This is a genomic window from Streptomyces sp. NPDC060205 (genome assembly GCF_042728395.1).
Taxonomy (GTDB): domain Bacteria; phylum Actinomycetota; class Actinomycetes; order Streptomycetales; family Streptomycetaceae; genus Streptomyces.
Genome location: NZ_JBHWZP010000212.1, coordinates 1 through 16,522 on the forward strand (window position 1 = coordinate 1; position 16,522 = coordinate 16,522).

The following is a 16,522-nucleotide window of genomic DNA, read 5'->3' on the forward strand; positions in this document are numbered from 1 at the left end:
GTGGGCCGGGGGCGGAACCCCGCGGATCAGCCCGTGATCGAGTCCAGTTGTTCGGCCGCGGGCCGTAGCGCCCACAGGTCCCCGCCCGGCGGTTCCTCCAGCAGGGGCACGGCCTGCCTCGCCGCGCGGTCGCCGGCGTCGGCCGCCGCGTGGACGACGTCGCTCGCCGCGAACCGGCGGAATTCGAGTTCGGGATGCGGCCAGGCGGCGCGTCCCGTGGCCGCCGGGAGCAGGTAGCGCACGGCCTGGAACAGGTTCTGGCCTTCGGGTCCCCGGTGGCGCCACAGGTCCACGCCGAGGTGCTGCCCGATCGCGGCGAGTCTGGTGTACGCGACGAGGTCGAAGGTCGAGTAGTGCCAGCTCCTGGTCCTGGTGAGTTCCTGTGGCTGGCTTCCGTCCGCCGCGATCTGCGGATCGATGCGCTTGACAGCCGCCTCGCGTACGGTCCGGCGGGCCAGGTCCTTCTCGCCGGTGGCGGACGCCAGCCCTGCCACCAGCAGGTCGTAGAACGTGCCGTGGTTGTTCGCCGCCGCCGCTTCCTGACGGCCGAACTCGCTGGTCGTCAGCCAGTGGAGGAAGTCGCTGTTCCACTGCCGCATACCGGCCCGGTCCGCCCTGCTCCAGGCGGGCGCCCCGGACTCCAGGATCGCGACGGCGTCGAGGACCGCCGTGTAGGACTGCGAGAAGTCGATGATGCCGATGGCCCGGCCGTCGTACTTGCACGGGATGAACTGGGCGTGGTCGAGGTCCGGGTTCATCCGTGTCGCGGATGCCAGGAACCAGGTCCGCAGGACCTGTGCGGCCTTCTCGGCGTACTGCCGTTTCCCCGTGTAGTGCCAGGCGAGCGCGAGGTCATACGACGCGTCGAAGACCTTCTCCAGATCCAGCCGGTCGGTGCCCGAGTCGACCTCGGGATTGCGCTCTCCGTCCCGCTGGACGTACGGGCAGCCCCACGGGTTGTCGGCGGTGGGCGACTGGCTGGGCCACCAGTAGGGGGCCTGGCTCAGATAGTCGTGGACGTCGCCGCTGGGCGCGGGCCTCGGTTTGTCGACGACGGTCCAGGGGCCCTGGTTCAGCCAGTTGTCGGCGCGGCCGGTCAGCTGCGTGACGGCTCCGCGGAGCTGGGGGTCGCCGTGCTGGAGACGGACCCTGGTCTGCCGGAGCCGTCCGCCGTCGAGGACAACGGTCCTGGGCTGCGCGGTACTTGAGTGATCGGCCCCTGCGGGAACGGGCCTTGTCGGAGCGGCCCCCGGATGAGCGGAGGCGACTGGCCCCAGCAGGCCGACGAACAGGGCCAGGGACATCAGAACCGCGAGACGGCGAACTCGTTTACCCATCGATCCTCGTTCGTGTAGGCGAATGAAGTTCATGGATGGAGACGATGTGAGGTTAGGGGCGATGCCCGGAGTTGGCAATGGGGCTGCGCGATGCGGCAGTTGAAGGCCGGCGAGCCCCGCGGGCCCGCGGCCGTCACGGCAGGCCGCCACCAACCGCCCCTTCCGCCGGATCCCTTGACACCCTGCGCTTCCGCCTCAACACTCCGTCTCGGGAGAGTGGGAGAGCGCTCTCCCGACGATCGCCCGGTAGCGCGTCCCGCCCCAGGGGGCGCCCCGCAGAGTCCCCCCATCGACGTCCTCAGGAGGTCTCCATGCCACGGAGATCACAGCTCGTCTCAGGAAGCCTGATCGCCGGCGCCCTACTGCTGACCACGCTCGGTCTGGGCGGTGTCGCCGCCACCGCCGGCACTCCCCCACCGCACGGCGACGCGACAGCCGCGTCCACCACGCGGCAGGCGGCCCACATGGGCCACACCATGGCGGCGTCGACCGCCGCCTCCCCGGAGGACCCCGACGGCGACGGATACATACCCGCGAACCCGCCGGTGACCGGCGTCTCGCCGTCCACGAAGGAGCCGCCCCACCGCTACTTCCACGAGTTCCAGGCCAACTGCTCGGTGAGCCACACCAAGCCGGACGACCCGATCGTCTATCCGCAGCAGCCGGGCAAGTCCCACGACCACACCTTCATGGGCAACCGGTCGACGAACGCGAACAGCACGACGTCCTCGCTCGACGGCGCCACCACCACCTGCAACGCGCCCGGCGACCGCTCCGGCTACTGGATGCCCACCCTCTTCAAGGGCGACCAGCCCGTACTGCCCGTCGGCCCGCAGGTCATCTACTACAAGGCGGGCGTCACCGACTACACCAGCGTGCGCCCCTTCCCCAAGGGACTGCGGTTCCTCGTGGGCAGCCCGACCCAGAGCCGGGAGGAGTTCCGCGGGCACCGCGGCTTCGTCGAGGGCTGGGAGTGCGGTGACAGCTTCTTCAACGTCGACTTCCCGGCGAACTGCCCGAGCCGTCCGGACGTCAAGCTCAACATCCGCTTCCAGGCGCCCAGTTGCTGGGACGGCCGATACCTGGACACACCCGACCACAAGAGCCACATGGCCTATCCCGTGGTCAACCCCGGCACGAACAACAACATCTGCCCCACGAGCCATCCGGTCGCCCTGCCGATGATCGAGTTCAAGATGGCCTGGCCCGTCAACGGCGACCTCTCCCAGGTGAAGCTGGCCAGCGGACCGAGCTGGTCGTTCCACTACGACTTCTTCAACGCCTGGGACGCGCCCACCCTCAACGCGCTGGTCGGCCACTGCCTCGTCGGCGGCCTGCAGTGCGACGCGCGCGGCTACGACCAGACACACCCCGAGGCCGGGGCCGCCCTGAACGAGAACTACGAACTTCCCTGAGCAGGCCGTGCCCCGTCTCGTACCGGGCGGCCGGGCCGGACCACCCCGCCACGGTCCGGCCGCCCCCCTCCACCCCCACACCGGAGATCCCCTATGCGCCCCACTCCCACCCGCACCCGCCGTATCGCGGCGCCCCTCACCGCAGGGCTGCTGGCCGCCGGCGCCCTCTCCTCGCCCGCGCAGCAGGCGCACGCCGCCGGCAGCGTCGTCAGGGTGACCGGCTCCCAGGGCAACTGGCAGCTGACCGTGGACGGCAGCCCGTACCAGGTCAAAGGCCTGACCTGGGGCCCGGCCGTGGCCGACGCCGGCCGGTACATGCCCGACGTCAGATCCATGGGCGTCAACACCGTCCGCACCTGGGGCACCGACGCCTCCAGCAAAGCCCTGTTCGACTCCGCGGCGGCGAACGGCATCAAGGTCGTCGCCGGGTTCTGGCTGCAGCCCGGCGGCGGCCCGGGCAGCGGCGGCTGTGTCAACTACCTGACCGACACCACGTACAAGAACCAGATGCTCGACGAGTTCCCCAAGTGGGTCCAGGAGTACAAGGACCATCCCGGTGTGCTGATGTGGAACGTCGGCAACGAATCGGTGCTCGGCCTGCAGAACTGCTACAGCGGTGACGAGCTGGAGCGGCAGCGCAACGCCTACACCACCTTCGTCAACGACATCACCAGGAAGATCCACGGGATCGACCCGAACCACCCGGTCACCTCCACCGACGCATGGGTCGGCGCCTGGCCCTACTACAAGCGCAACGCACCCGACCTCGACCTGTACGCCGTCAACGCCTACAACGCCGTGTGCGACATCAAGTCAGCCTGGGAGCAGGGCGGTTACACGAAGCCGTACATCGTCACCGAGAGCGGCCCGGCGGGCGAGTGGGAGGTCCCCGACGACGCCAACGGAGTCCCTCAGGAGCCCACCGACCAGGCCAAGGCGGCCGGATACACCAAGGCGTGGGGCTGTGTCACCGGGCACCGGGGTGTCGCGCTCGGCGCCACGATGTTCCACTACGGCACCGAGTACGACTTCGGCGGGATCTGGTTCAACCTGCTGCCCGCCGGACAGAAACGGCTGTCGTACTACGCGGTGAAGCGTGCGTACGGCGCCGACACCTCGCGCGACAACACTCCCCCGGTCATCTCCGCACTGTCCGTGGAGGGCGACGCGGGCAAGGTGCAGGCCGGACGTGACCTGACCCTGGCGGTCGGCGCGAGCGACCCCGACGGGGACGCGATCTCGTACGAGGTCCTGGACAACGGCAAGTACGTCGACGGGGGCGGCCAGCTCACCCCGCGACCGCACACCGATCTCGGCGGGGGCAGGCTCAGGGTCACCGCGCCCGACCGGCCCGGTGTCTGGAAGATCTACGTCAAGGCCACGGACGGCAGGGGCAACGTCGGGGTCGAGACGCGCTCGATCCGTGTGGTGCCGCCGGTGGTCGACGGCACCAACCTCGCCCTGAACAAGCCGGCGACCGCCTCCTCGTACCAGACGGGCGGCGGCGACTGCCCCTGCACCGCCGCGGGCGCGGTGGACGGGAAGAACGACACCCGCTGGGCCAGCGACTGGAGCGATCCGCAGTGGCTGCGGGTCGATCTGGGCACGCGGAGCACGTTCAGGCATGTGCAGCTGGTCTGGGAGACCTCGTACGCCAAGGCGTACACGATCCAGACGTCCGACGACGGTCAGAGCTGGCGGACCGTGCGCGAGGTGACCGACGGCAACGGCGGGGTCGACGACTTCGACGTGTCGGGCACCGGCCGCTATGTGCGGGTCAACGGCACCGCGCGCGGCACGGGTTGGGGCTACTCCCTCTATGAGTTCGGCGTCTACAACTGAGCTGCGGGACGACCGGCGCCGACGGTCGGCCCGCACTCCGGGAGAGCGCTCTATGCCGTCCGTGACCGGTGCCGTTAGGGTGCGGAGCATGAGCAGACAGGCCCCGACCCTGGAGGATGTGGCGCGGGAGGCGGGCGTCTCCCGCGCCACCGTCTCCCGCGTCGTCAACGGCGTGCGCAACGTCGACCCCGCCATCCAGGAATCCGTCCGCCAGGCCATCAGCAGAACGGGTTACGCGCCCAACCAGGCGGCCAGATCACTGGTGACCCGGCGTACCGAGACCGTGGCGCTCGTGGTGTCCGGCGCCGGTGACGTCTCGGAGGAGGAGCAGAACGCCTTCGCCGCACGGGTGGTGGCGGATCCGTTCTTCGGCCGGGTGGTGAGCGGGGTCGTGGGCCAGCTACGCCCGCGCTCGATGCATCCGGTGCTCATGTTCGCCGAGACCGACGAGGCGCGGCAGGAGGTCGTGACGTATCTGCGGCAGGGCAGCGCGGACGGGGCTCTCGTGGTCTCGACGCACGCGGACGATCCGCTGCCCGCGCTGCTGGCCGGGGCGGGACTGCCCGCCGTGCTGTTCGCCCGGCCCTCCCGGCCGGTCGCGCTCAGCTATGTCGACCTCGCCCACCGGGACGGCGGACGGCTGGCCGCCGAGCATCTGCTGGGCCGCGGCTGCCGGCGCGTCGTCACCGTGTCCGGACCGCTGGCCGTGTCCGCGAGCCAGGAGCGCCTTGCCGGGTTCCGCGACACGATGGCCCGCCACGGTCACGCGTACGTCCCGCTCGTCCAGGGCGGTTTCACCGTCGACAGCGGCATGTCGGCGATGACGGAGCTGCTCGCCGAACACCCGGACGTGGACGGGGTGTTCGCGGCCAACGACCTGATGGCCCAGGGCATCTGCCAGGTACTGCGGGAGCGCGGGCGGCGGGTGCCGCACGATGTCGCGGTCGTCGGGTTCGACGATTCGAGCGTGGCGGTCACCTGCCGGCCGCCGCTGACCACCGTCCGCCAGCCGGTCGAGGACATGGCGGCGGCGATGGCCCGTCTGCTCGCCGAACACATCGGAGGCGTACGCACCGAGCCGACGTCGGTCATCTTCGATCCCGAGCTGGTGGTGCGGGAATCGGCGTAGGGCGGCTGGGGCAGGCAGGGCCGTGGGGGCAGGCAGAGCTGTGGCGCGGGCAGGACCGTGGCGTTCTCCGGGGGTCAGCGGCGAGGATGGTTTCCGGCAGTCGGCTTCTGGCAGTTGGGTTCTGGCAGTTGGCAGTTGGCAGTGCGACCCGAGGAGTCCGTGATGGGTTCACACGCGGCCCCGCACCATCTGAGGCCCCCCTTCCTGCTGGTGTCCGTGGCGGCCGTGCTCGTGGCCGCGCTGCTGTGGCTCCCCCGTGCCGACGGCGCGCCCGCGAGGACCGACGCCTGCGGTTCCACGGCCGTGCGGCTGCCCCGTGGTGACTGCGGTCCCTTCTGGCAGGTTCTCGCGGAGGACTTCAACGGCGACCACGTACCGCTCGGTTCGTTCAGTGACTGCGATCACCACGTCGACACCTCCGGCGCCCACTGCGGAGGACTGAGCGGCACCTTCCGCGACAACTGGTGGGCCTACCCCACCGGTTGGCCCGACACGGCCCGGAGCCGGGGCCGCGAGGTGGTGGGCGTGTACCACCCGGAGGACACCGTGAGCGTGGGTCCCGCACCGAACGGCGACGGACGGATGTTCGTCCGGATGTGGCGTCCGGCCGACGGAGGGCCCGTGCACTCCGCGGCGGTGGTGCCGCGTGCGGTCATGGACATGGCTTACGGGAAGTACTCGGCGCGTATCAAGGTGACGAAGGCGGCGCCCGGGTACAAGTCGGCCTGGCTGCACTACGGCGGCGGCTGCGAGATGGACCATCCCGAGGGCGAGTGGACCGGTCCGCTCTCGTCCTTCCACCATCCCTGCGGGGGCGGGGAGCAGGGCTACTTCCCGGGCAGTGACGACTGGACCGACTGGCACACGGTGTCCACGGAATGGACGCCCGGGCATGTCCGGTTCTTCGTCGACGGCCGCGAGACGGGCCACGACACCCGTGGTGTGCCGGACGGTCCGCTGTCCTGGGTGATGCAGAACGAGAGCGCGCTGGAAGGGCCCGGGGCGGCGCCCGGCAGCAGCGCGCAGCTCGACATCACGTGGGTGGCGGCGTACGCGTACGGGTGGAAATAACCTGCGGTCCGCTCCCTGAGCGGTGATCTGCGCAGGGTGTTCCGCGCTCAGTCGAACCGCAGGATGCGCGGGGCGAAGGTGCCCTCGGGGCCGTCGGCGCGGCCGACCGACCACACCGTCTCCGTGCCCGGTACGGTCGCGAGCCTCAGTGTTCTGGATTCGCCCTCTCCGGCCACCGCCGGTTCGCCGTACTCGGTGAACGACTGACCGTTCCAGGCGAGGAAGTCCGGCCCGGGCACGAGCGGCGGGGTGCTGCCCGGCGGGCCCCACTTCTGCGAGCGGGCCACCGAGACCCAGCCCAGCCTGCCGGACGCGGTGGGCGCCAGCGATTCGACGGAGCCGAAGTCGGTGGGCACGGACACCTGGTTCCACGCCTGTCCGTCGAAGCGGACGAGCAGCGGCGGAATCGGCCGGCCCGGCGGACCGCCGACGAATCCGGCCGTGCCGCCCGCCCACACCTCGGTCGGTGAGACCGCCAGCACACTGCCGACGGCCGACCGGGGAAAGCCGTCCACGACCGTCTGCTGCCAGGTCTGCCCGTCCCAGTGCGACACGGCCGCACCCGAGGCGTTCGCGCCCGCGGCCCAGACGTCGTCCGCGGCCAGGATGTGCAGGCCGTACACGGATCCGGGTGGCGCCGGCACGTCCTGCCAGCCGCTGCCGTCCCGGCGCAGCAGGGCCTGCGCGCCGCCCCGCGAACCGATCAGCCAGGTCTCGCCGCCGCCTGCGACCGCCTTGGTCGGCACGACCCCGCTCGGCGGGCTGCTCTCGGTCCAGGTACTGCCCTCGTACCGCAGCAGACGGGCGCCGCCCGCCGAGTCGCGGCCGACCGCCCACACCGCGGTCGGTGAGGTCGCGGCGACGGACAGCAGCTCGCCCTGCCAGCGGATCCCGGGCAGGCTCTGGCGCTGCCAGGTGGTGCCGTCCCAGCCCAGTACCAGCGGGAAGCCCGGTGCCTCACGGCCGATCGCGTCGGCACCCACGGCCCACGCCCGGTCCGGTCCGAGCGCCACGGCCTCGTTCAGTGCGGCCTGCGGACGGACCTCTGCCGGAACCGGAACGTGCTGCCAGGACGGCGCGTCCGCCGCGGCCGATGCCATGCCGGTCATACCGGTCATGCCTGCCACGACGGTCAGGGCGGCGGCAAGGACCGCGCCGAGGAGCCTGTGCGCGATGGGGCGTCTGCGGGCGACGGGGAGTCTGCGGGGCGGGGGAAGCGTGTGAGGGCTGGAAAGCCTGTGAGGGCTGGGACGCCTGCGGGTCATGGACGGTCCGTGGGTCACCGACAGTCCGTGGGTGGGGGGAAGTCCGTGGGGCATGGGAAGTCCGCGGGTCATGGCCGGCCTCCCAGCCGCTCGCTCATCAGGTTCGGTTTCGAGCCGTAGATCTCGGCGGTCCCGAAGGACAGCAGTGCGGATCCGCTCCGCGCCAGCGCACGCGGTTTGACGTCGATCGCGTTCGTACGCTCCGGTCCGTAGGAGAACGTGGTGCGGCGGCCGTCCACCCGTGCGTACTTCGACTGGAACGCGCGGTCGCTGCGCACCGGCAGCCACAGCGCGCCGTCCGGGCCGCGCACCATGGCCTCGGTGTAGGTGTCGCCCAGCGGTGGGTGGAGGGTGCGCCACGCGGTCCCGTCGCCGTCCGAGGTCATCAGGTACGTGCCGGCCGCGCCGTCGGTGTACTGGCTGCCGCCGATCGTGACCCGGCCGGACGGTTCGAGCAGGATCGTGTGCACGTTGCTGTCCGGGGGCAGCGGCACCCGGGCGTCCTGCCACGCCGTGCCGTCCCAGCGCAGGACGGTGGTGCCGGTGTCCGTGTCCGCCCAGGCCCAGGCGTCGTCGGCGGCGCGGGCGGTGACGCCCATCAGATACCGCACACCGTCCGGGGTGGACTGCGCGGTCCAGCCCGCGCCGTCGTGGTGCAGCACCTTCAGCCCGGTGTCGTCCTCGCCGACCACCCAGGCGGCACCCGGTACCGCGGCGAAGTCCTGGTACGTCCACAGGGTCTGCGGCAGCGGGACGGTACTCCACGCTCCCGCCGACCGGCGCAGGATCTCTCCGGCTCCGGCTCCGGCTGCGTCGCGGTTGTGGAAGATCCACACTTCCCTGCCGACGAACTGCACCTTGCCCAGCCAGCCCGGTTCCCCGGCGCCGGGGAAAGCCGTGTCCCGGCTCCATGCCGTGCCGTCCCACCGGTACAGCAACGGCCGCAGCCCGTCGGCGGACTGCTCGTACCCGGTGGCCCACGCCTCACCCTGCCCCCGGGCGGCGAGATCGGTCACGGTCACCGGCGGGGCCGCCGCCGGGACCGGCAGCACCGACCAGCTCGGCGTCACCGCCACCGTTACCGTCGGTGACGTCAGCGCGGCACACGCGAGCACAAGGCAGACAACGGCCGCACGAAGACTGTTCACGAGCCCCCCAGAGTCACAAGTGCCCCAGAACGTGAAGATCGGACAGCCTAGGGGCGCTCCGGCGCCCGTGAACAGGCGGCAACCGGCCGATCCGGCCCCATCGCGCGTGGACCCGCCGGGGGAACCGCCGGAAACTGGGCTTCTCGGGCGATGAAGCAGGGCGGCTCCCGGGCAGTGCGCCAGGACATGAAAGGATCCCCCTATGTCTACCAACGTCTTCTTCGACATCACCATTGACGGCGACGCCGCCGGGCGCATCGTCTTCGACCTGTACGACGACGTCGTCCCCAAGACGGCGCAGAACTTCCGTGAGCTCGCCACCGGCCAGCACGGCTACGGCTACGAGGGCTCGGGCTTCCACCGTGTCATCCCGGACTTCATGCTCCAGGGCGGCGACTTCACCCGCGGCGACGGCACGGGCGGCAAGAGCATCTACGGCGCCAAGTTCGACGACGAGAACTTCAAGCTCAAGCACGACAGGCCGTTCCTGCTGTCCATGGCCAACGCCGGCCCGAACAGCAACGGCTCGCAGTTCTTCATCACCACGGTGGTCACCTCGTGGCTGGACGGCAAGCACGTGGTCTTCGGTGAAGTGGTCGAGGGCCAGGACCTGGTGCGGAAGATCGAGTCCCTGGGCTCGGGCTCCGGTGCCACCCGCGCGAAGATCGCGATCGCTTCCTCGGGCGTCGTGGAGAAGTAGTCGTCCCTGCCCCGGACGGCGGGGCCGCCGGCCGGGCGCCGGCTGTCCGGGTCGCGCACTCACCTGCTCGACCCGGGGCCCGTACGCCCCCCGCGCGCCCCGCCCCCGGGGCTCTTGCCCCGGACTCCGGACGGCGGCGCCCTAGGCGCACCCCGGCGGTTCCTTCTCGGACGGTACGAACTGCAGTGTGGGCATCCCTGCGGCGTCGAAGTCGACCGTGTCCGGGCCGATCAGCGTGACATACCCGGGCAGTATCTGGCTGTCCCGCGAGGGCGGCTCCCCCTGAACCTGCTCGGCCCCGGGGAGCACGGAGTCAAGAACCCACCAACGGCCGCCGAAACGCAGCCACTTGATCCCGCAGTGCGTGTAAAGGTCGTACGGGTACGGCTTGTGCTGTCTGGGCTCCGCCGGGCCCTCCTGCCATGTGCCCCTCTCGGCGGTGCGGGCGGGCAAAGTGGGGCCGGTGTACCCCTCCTCGCGCGGCCGGTCGTCCGAGGGCGAGCAGCCGGAGAGCAGCAGCCCGGCGCTCAGGATCAGGATGGCGACTTGGCGCGATGATTTCACGTACCTCAGACGCCGGGGCCGTCTGTTCCGTTCGCTGCCCGAGGCCGCACCGGTTGCAGGCGCTACACCGACCCACATACGTCACGCCAGAGGCACAGCGGAACGACCCTGTACTCCTGGGTGTCAGCGGCGGACCAGCACCGCGTGTGTGACAGCCGGTGAGGCGACCATCTCGGACACGCGGTAGCCGTCGATCCCGTCGCCCAGGTTGTCGAGCAGCCGTTCCCCGCGCCCGATGAGCATCGGCGCGATCACCAGGTGGAGCTCGTCGATCAGCCCGGCGCGCAGGTACTGCTGGATGACCGCCGCACCGCCGCCGATCCGGACGTCCTTGCCGTCCGCGGCGTCGAAGGCGCGCTGGAGCACCGTCTCCAGCGGGTCGTCCGTGAAGTGGAAGGTCGTTCCGCCGGCCATCTGCAGCGCCGGGCGCGGATGGTGGGTGTGCACGAAGACGTCGTGATGGTAGGGCGGGTTGTCGCCCCACCAGCCCTTCCACGACTCGTCGGCCCACGGCCCGCGGTGGGGCCCGAACATGTTCCGCCCCATGATGGTGGCCCCGACGTTCCGCTCGCTGCGGGCGAGGTAGTCGGCGTCGATCCCGGTCTTCCCGGCTGCGGACTCCTCCGTCGCGGCGACGAACCAGCTGTGCAGTTCGTCGCCCCAGCCGACGCCGTCACCGAACGGGGCGTCCAGGCGCTGGTTCACACCGGCCGCGAAGCCGTCGAGGGAGATCGTCACGTTGTGCACGCGGACCTTGGACACGGCGTTCACCTCTCATGTCGATGTCGGTCTCTCACTCCTGCGTCGAAGGGAGCTCGCGCGGATCGACATCCCCACGCGCTTTTTTCGCGGCGGCGAGACGGGGAAAGCACTCCTCGTGGCCGGGACCGATGGGTCCGGTCGTGTGAGTCCTGTCGTGGACACAGGCCTGCGACCACGGCAGGACTCATCGGTCCCAGCCCTTCGGAGTCCGTCCCGGCCGCCCCGGATGCGGGGCGCGGACGGCTCGCGGCCGGTTCACAGCAGGCGTCGGATGTCGCCGCGCACTCGGTAGAAGCCGCCCGCCGCCGGGTGCAAGGCGTCCACCACGTAGCGGGCTCCGGGCTCTCGTATCGTGCGCGGGAACTGGACGTTCCAGGAGTGGTCGTAGCCCTCCGACACGACGTGGACGCGCAGGCGGCCGGTCGTCTGGACGCACTCGACGACGATCGCTCCGGCGGGGGCCTGGGAGACACTCGCCAGTGCGGTCACGGCGGTGGCCGGTTCGTAGGTCGGCAGCGCCGCGGCGAGCTTGACGTCCCGGGCGACCGGCACCGTGCCCTGCTGGGCCGCCGCGATGGCCGCCTCGCTGGCGTCCACGCACACCAGCGAGCCGTCCGTGGTCACCAGGTACAGCCGCTCGTCGCGGTACTGCATCGACAGCGCCGAGCCACCGCCGGTGCCCAGCTTCCACAGGCGCGTACCGTCCCGGTCGAAGCAGTACACCGACGAGGACGCGTCGCCTGCGAACACGAACCGGCCGCCGGGCGAGGTGGCACATGAGTAGACCGCGCTGTCGCAGGCATAGGTGGCCTCGACCGTGCCGGTCGCCTTCGACAGCCGCTGGACGACCCGGTGCGCGGTGCCCGCGAACACGGCGTCCTGCTCCTGCCAGCCGAACAGGACCCCGCCGCGGGTCGACGTGTGCCACAACTCGCCGCTGCCGTCCGGGGCGTAGGCGCTCACCCCGCGCTGGTGGCCGTGGTAGATCGCGCGGTCGTCGGCGCGGACCATCCAGGCGTGCTCGCCCTGACTGCGGCGGGACCACTGGTGCTCGTCCTCGTGGTCGATGACGGTCAGCCGGCCCTCACGGTCCGACACGTTCAGAACGCCCTCGTGGATGTCCAGCCAGAAGATGTCGACGTCCGCCGCCACGTCGTACGCAGCGAACGGCAGCTTCGAGGACAGGTCGTAGACCCGGCCGTCGTCGCAGCCCGCGTAGATCCAGAAGTCGTCCGCGACCAGGCACTTCACACCGTCCGGCAGATTGAAGCGGGCCAGGACGCCGCCGTCGTGGTCCAGGGTGAACACGTCACCCGCCTGGTTGCCCACCCAGCAGCCGTTGTCGTCGACGTGGATGCCGAACGCCGACGACCCGGTACGAAAGCGCCACAGGACCGGGGCCACGGCCCGCGCGGTGGAGGGAGCCGACGCCACCTGACGCCGGGTCACCGCACGGGGCGCGCGCTGTCCTGCGACCGCGGGAGCGTATCCCTTGCGGACCTTCTCCCCCACCTTCTTCGCGGCGGCGGCGCGCGCCTTGTCGGCCGTGGGGAACGTGGTCGTCTGGGTCTGTCCGGCAGCGCCGATCCGTCCGTACCGCACCGTCACCACCAGCCCGTCCACGGCCACTTCGTAGAACTTGTGCGCAGCGCCGTCCTCCTGCGACAGCTCCAGATACGTCGTCGACGCGGTCTCGCTGGACATGACAGACCCCTCCCCGGAACAGGCCCCGCGGTCTCTCCAGCGGGCCCCACTGCTCACACCGTAGAGGCTGGCACTGACACTCGATCGATCAGGCCGGTACGTCCGCCGGCGCCCGAGCACACCCGCGTTCGGGAGGAGGGTCAGGAGTCAGGCGTCCTTCTGGTCCGGCGCGTCCGCGTCGAGCTTCGCGAGGTGGTCCTCCCAGCGTCGGCGGCGCTCGTCCGGGGACTGTTCCCACCAGGGCGTGCCCCGTTCCCCCAACGCGACCTTCGCGTGCTGCACGCGTGCCCGTGCCAGCCGCTCGGCCGTCTCGTCGTCGGCGGTGGTCGCCGAGCGCACCGCGCGGCGGGCCGCCATGAGATGACGGCGCAGACGGGCTGCGACGTCCTCGGGCAGGGAGGGGTCCGTGGCCCGCCATTTCCGCCCGTTGACGACGATGTGGTGTCCGTCGGGTGTCTTCTGCGGTTCGTCGGCGGTCTTCTGCGGTTCGTCGGCGGTCTTCTGCGGTTCGTCGGCGGTCTTCTGCGGTTCGTCGCGTGCGTTCACCTGCACAATTCTGTCCGGACGTCGGTCGGGCGGCGCGGCAGGTCCGTCGGCCGCCACGCGCACCCCGTCGTCCGACGCCGAGCGGGGCCACGGCAGGATGGGGTCATGAGCGTAGTCAAGATCAACGTGCTGACCGTCCCCGCCGAGCAGCGGGAACTGCTGGAGAAGCGGTTCGCGTCCCGCGCGGGCACCGTCGAGAACTCCGACGGATTCGAGTGGTTCGAACTCCTCCGCCCGACCGAGGGCACCGACAGCTACCTCGTCTACACCCGGTGGCGTGACGAGGAATCCTTCACCGCGTGGATGGAGGGGAACATGAAGGCGGCCCACCAGGGCGGCGGCGCGGAGGGCGGCGAGCGGCCCAAGCCCGCGGCGAGCGGTTCCACGCTGTGGTCCTTCGACGTCGTGCAGCAGACCCCGCCGCGCAGCGCGTAGTCCCACGCCCCGCCTGCCGGCGGACCATTGAGCCGTGGCGCCATGGGCTTCCGCCGGCAGCCGCCGACGACAGCTGACGGCTCCGCGCGAACGTGACGTGTCCCGACGCGCACGTGACGTCTCCCGAAAGGATGAACGTCCTCGTGTCCGGGCGTGTCTTCGCCGCCGGACCAGCACTCTCGGACCAGGGCACTGCCGTGACGCGTGCGGACGGCGGTGCCCCTGGTGTGTGTCGGCGACGCCGTCCGGGGCGGGCGGGGGAAGCAGGGGTGCGCAGTGGAGCGGCAAGGGCCGACCTCTTTACGGGACCGGGCACGCTACCGGTTCGACACGACGCTGGCCCGCAGCACGGGCATGCTGGTGAGCTGGCTGGTGTTGTCCTGTCTCGCGGTGGTGGTGCCCGTCAGCGCGCTGGTGGTGTGGACGGACCCCGGCTCCCCGCGTTCGCTGTCGGGCCGTCTGTCCGCGGTGTGGCGGACCAGCGCGGAGACGCTGCGGCTCGGCGCGCCGACCGGGGCGCCGATGCGGATGGCGCTGTCGGTGCTGCTGGGGATTGTCGCGCTGCTGTGCGTGTCGACCCTGGTGGGGGTGATCACCACCGGACTGGGTGAACGGCTGACCGAGTTGCGGCGGGGCCGCTCGATGGTGCTTGAGCGGGAGCACGCGGTCGTCCTGGGCTGGTCGGACCAGGTGTTCACGGTGGTGGGTGAACTGGCCGCCGCCCGGGCCGGCGCCCGGTGCGTGATCGCCGTCCTGGCCGACCGGGACGTCGCCGAGATGGAGGAGGCACTCACCGCGTCGCTGGGGCGTGGCTCCGCCGTCCGGCTGGTCTGCCGGAGCGGCTCACTGACCACGGTGGACACCTTGGCTCTGGTCACTCCGCGGGCCGCCAGTTCCGTACTGGTGCTGCCTTCGGAGGCTCCGGACGCGGACAGCGAGGTCGTACGCGTGCTGCTGGCCCTGCGGGCGGTTCTCGGTGCCGAGGCGGGTCCACCCGTCGTCGCGGCCGTACGCGACCGCCGTCAGCTGCCCGCGGCCCGGCTCGCCGCGGGCGGACGCGGCACGATCGTGGAGACGGACGCGACGACGGCGAGACTGCTGGTGCAGTCGGCGCGGCGCACGGGAGTGGGTGAGGTTCTGCGCGACCTGCTCGATTTCTCCGGCGCGGAATTCCATGTCATGGATGTGCCGGCAGTCGTCCGGCAGGGGTCCGCGGGTCGTCGCTTCGGAGATCTGTTGCTGTGTTTCGAACGAGCCAGTGTGGTGGGCTTGTTGACTCCGGACGGGCCGCCACGGCTCAGCCCTCCTCCGGACACCGTCGTAGGCCCGGGCGACCGGCTCATCGTGATCGCGCACGACGGTGTGCCGGAGGCGCCGGCCGACTGTCATGTGTACGTCGACCCGACCGCGTTCGCGACGCCGGGGCCCGAGCACGTGGAGCCGGCGCGGGTGCTGCTGCTCGGCTGGAACCGCCGCGCGCCCCTGCTGGTGGAGGCACTGCGCGACAGCATCGCACCGGGTTCGGTACTCGATGTCGTCGTCGACGAGACACAGGCGACCCCCGTCCACGAGCAGGCCGGTTCCGCGCAGGCCGCGGCACGGCTGACCGTCTCCTGGCGAAGTGGTGAACTGCTGCACCCGGAGAGCCTCAAGGACCTGGATCTCTTCGGATACGACACGGTGATCGTGCTCGGGGCGGACACCGTGGACGGGCCGGGGCACCCCGACGACAGGGTCCTGGTCACCCTCCTGATACTGCGCGAACTGGAGCTCCGAGCGGGCCGGATCCTGCCGGTGGTCGCGGAACTCGGCGACCACCGCAACCGAGCCCTCGCACCGCTGGGCCCGGCGTCCGATGTCGTCGTCCGGGGTGAACTGACCAGCCTGCTGATGGCCCAGATCGCGCACAACCCGCAGCTGGCCGCCGTGTTCGGGGAACTGTTCGCGGCGCACGGCGCGTCGGTTCATCTGCGTCCCGCCGAGCACTACACGCCGTCGGGGTGCGAGGCGTCGTTCGCGACCGTCGTGGCGGCCGCCCGGGACCGGGGCGAATGTGCGGTCGGCTACCGCAGTAACGACCCGGAGGCAGGCACCGCCCACCGTCATGAACTTCGGCTCAGTCCCGCCAAGTCCGCACGCCGCGTGTGGAGCGCGGGGGACGAGGTGGTCGTCGTGGCGAACGACTTCGCCGGACCCGGCCAGCCCATCGGCACACTCAACGCGGTCCCCGGCATGCGCCACGACCATGGGGACGACATCGCGCTGTCCGGCGGGTCACCCGGATGGCAGTCACCCTCACCGCAGTCATCCGGACCGCAGTCACCCCACGACTGCCCGGAACAGGATCGGACTCGGCGGGAGAACGGCACGCAGGGGTGACACGCCCGCGCCCCTGGACTCGGTTCGGCACTCCCGAGTACGCACGTACGCGGGAGTGTTGACCGGTGGGACGCGCCGATGGCCCCCGGAACATGTGTTCCGAGGGCCACCGAGAGCTGACTGTGAGACTAGGCGGGGGTGATGTTCTCCGCCTGCGGGCCCTTCTGGCCCTGCGTGACGTCGAAGTTCACGACCTGGCCTTCCTGGAGCTCACGGAAGCCGGAG

The 16,522-nt window shown here is 71.1% G+C and carries 15 protein-coding genes; 7 read left to right on the forward strand and 8 right to left on the reverse strand.

Annotated features, from left to right (window positions below):
* Positions 1-26: 26 nt before the first annotated feature.
* The gene (locus ACFWGJ_RS29860; RefSeq protein ID WP_387330815.1) at positions 27-1,337 is read right to left on the reverse strand and encodes an alginate lyase family protein; all 1,311 of its coding nucleotides are present in this window, start codon (positions 1,335-1,337) and stop codon (positions 27-29) included.
* Between the two features lie 311 nt (positions 1,338-1,648).
* Here ACFWGJ_RS29860 and ACFWGJ_RS29865 point away from each other — a divergent pair, with 311 nt between their 5' ends.
* The 4 genes from ACFWGJ_RS29865 to ACFWGJ_RS29880 all read left to right on the forward strand — a co-directional run bounded on the left by ACFWGJ_RS29865 (position 1,649) and on the right by ACFWGJ_RS29880 (position 6,794).
* Complete coding sequence (locus ACFWGJ_RS29865) at positions 1,649-2,752, forward strand: DUF1996 domain-containing protein (protein ID WP_387330818.1); 1,104 nt, start codon at positions 1,649-1,651, stop codon at positions 2,750-2,752.
* A 93-nt stretch (positions 2,753-2,845) separates the two neighbouring features.
* A complete protein-coding gene (locus ACFWGJ_RS29870) occupies positions 2,846-4,594 on the forward strand; it encodes a discoidin domain-containing protein (protein WP_387330820.1) in 1,749 nt (582 codons plus the stop codon).
* An 88-nt stretch (positions 4,595-4,682) separates the two neighbouring features.
* Complete coding sequence (locus ACFWGJ_RS29875) at positions 4,683-5,723, forward strand: LacI family DNA-binding transcriptional regulator (RefSeq protein WP_387330823.1); 1,041 nt, start codon at positions 4,683-4,685, stop codon at positions 5,721-5,723.
* Positions 5,724-5,885: 162 nt separating this feature from the next.
* Complete coding sequence (locus tag ACFWGJ_RS29880; RefSeq protein WP_387330826.1) at positions 5,886-6,794, forward strand: glycoside hydrolase family 16 protein; 909 nt, start codon at positions 5,886-5,888, stop codon at positions 6,792-6,794.
* Positions 6,795-6,841: 47 nt separating this feature from the next.
* Here ACFWGJ_RS29880 and ACFWGJ_RS29885 read toward each other — a convergent pair whose 3' ends face one another.
* The gene (locus tag ACFWGJ_RS29885) at positions 6,842-7,969 is read right to left on the reverse strand and encodes a hypothetical protein (RefSeq protein WP_387330850.1); all 1,128 of its coding nucleotides are present in this window, start codon (positions 7,967-7,969) and stop codon (positions 6,842-6,844) included.
* A gap of 158 nt (positions 7,970-8,127) precedes the next feature.
* A complete protein-coding gene (locus ACFWGJ_RS29890; RefSeq protein ID WP_387330829.1) occupies positions 8,128-9,207 on the reverse strand; it encodes a hypothetical protein in 1,080 nt (359 codons plus the stop codon).
* 202 nt (positions 9,208-9,409) lie between these two features.
* Here ACFWGJ_RS29890 and ACFWGJ_RS29895 point away from each other — a divergent pair, with 202 nt between their 5' ends.
* Complete coding sequence (locus ACFWGJ_RS29895) at positions 9,410-9,907, forward strand: peptidylprolyl isomerase (RefSeq protein WP_387330832.1); 498 nt, start codon at positions 9,410-9,412, stop codon at positions 9,905-9,907.
* 141 nt (positions 9,908-10,048) lie between these two features.
* Here the strand turns inward: ACFWGJ_RS29895 and ACFWGJ_RS29900 are convergent, their stop codons facing one another.
* From ACFWGJ_RS29900 to ACFWGJ_RS29915, 4 genes are all read right to left on the reverse strand, one after another.
* Positions 10,049-10,471 (reverse strand): hypothetical protein, encoded by a 423-nt coding sequence (locus ACFWGJ_RS29900; RefSeq protein ID WP_387330835.1) that lies wholly within the window; start codon positions 10,469-10,471, stop codon positions 10,049-10,051.
* 123 nt (positions 10,472-10,594) lie between these two features.
* On the reverse strand, positions 10,595-11,233 hold the full coding sequence (locus ACFWGJ_RS29905; RefSeq protein WP_387330838.1) for a dihydrofolate reductase family protein: 639 nt from the start codon (positions 11,231-11,233) through the stop codon (positions 10,595-10,597).
* 255 nt (positions 11,234-11,488) lie between these two features.
* Positions 11,489-12,937 (reverse strand): WGR domain-containing protein, encoded by a 1,449-nt coding sequence (locus ACFWGJ_RS29910; protein WP_387330841.1) that lies wholly within the window; start codon positions 12,935-12,937, stop codon positions 11,489-11,491.
* A 147-nt stretch (positions 12,938-13,084) separates the two neighbouring features.
* Positions 13,085-13,375, reverse strand: a complete 291-nt coding sequence (locus ACFWGJ_RS29915; RefSeq protein ID WP_387330853.1) for a hypothetical protein — start codon at positions 13,373-13,375, stop codon at positions 13,085-13,087.
* A gap of 213 nt (positions 13,376-13,588) precedes the next feature.
* Here ACFWGJ_RS29915 and ACFWGJ_RS29920 point away from each other — a divergent pair, with 213 nt between their 5' ends.
* Positions 13,589-13,918: an antibiotic biosynthesis monooxygenase family protein gene (locus ACFWGJ_RS29920; RefSeq protein ID WP_387330844.1), complete on the forward strand. Its 330-nt coding sequence runs from the start codon at positions 13,589-13,591 to the stop codon at positions 13,916-13,918.
* A gap of 276 nt (positions 13,919-14,194) precedes the next feature.
* Positions 14,195-16,297, forward strand: a complete 2,103-nt coding sequence (locus ACFWGJ_RS29925) for an NAD-binding lipoprotein (RefSeq protein WP_387330847.1) — start codon at positions 14,195-14,197, stop codon at positions 16,295-16,297.
* A 128-nt stretch (positions 16,298-16,425) separates the two neighbouring features.
* Here the strand turns inward: ACFWGJ_RS29925 and ACFWGJ_RS29930 are convergent.
* Positions 16,426-16,522: cold-shock protein (locus ACFWGJ_RS29930; protein ID WP_387330856.1), on the reverse strand; the 97-nt coding region annotated here is incomplete at its 5' end.

Excerpts from the sequence above, each read along its gene's own strand:
- ACFWGJ_RS29895 (WP_387330832.1), top strand. The coding sequence starts at position 9,410 with ATGTCTACCAACGTCTTCTTCGACATCACCATTGACGGCGACGCCGCC.
- ACFWGJ_RS29880 (WP_387330826.1), top strand. The coding sequence starts at position 5,886 with ATGGGTTCACACGCGGCCCCGCACCATCTGAGGCCCCCCTTCCTGCTG.
- ACFWGJ_RS29910 (WP_387330841.1), bottom strand. The coding sequence starts at position 12,937 with ATGTCCAGCGAGACCGCGTCGACGACGTATCTGGAGCTGTCGCAGGAG.
- ACFWGJ_RS29865 (WP_387330818.1), top strand. The coding sequence starts at position 1,649 with ATGCCACGGAGATCACAGCTCGTCTCAGGAAGCCTGATCGCCGGCGCC.
- ACFWGJ_RS29920 (WP_387330844.1), top strand. The coding sequence starts at position 13,589 with ATGAGCGTAGTCAAGATCAACGTGCTGACCGTCCCCGCCGAGCAGCGG.
- ACFWGJ_RS29875 (WP_387330823.1), top strand. The coding sequence starts at position 4,683 with ATGAGCAGACAGGCCCCGACCCTGGAGGATGTGGCGCGGGAGGCGGGC.
- ACFWGJ_RS29870 (WP_387330820.1), top strand. The coding sequence starts at position 2,846 with ATGCGCCCCACTCCCACCCGCACCCGCCGTATCGCGGCGCCCCTCACC.
- ACFWGJ_RS29860 (WP_387330815.1), bottom strand. The coding sequence starts at position 1,337 with ATGGGTAAACGAGTTCGCCGTCTCGCGGTTCTGATGTCCCTGGCCCTG.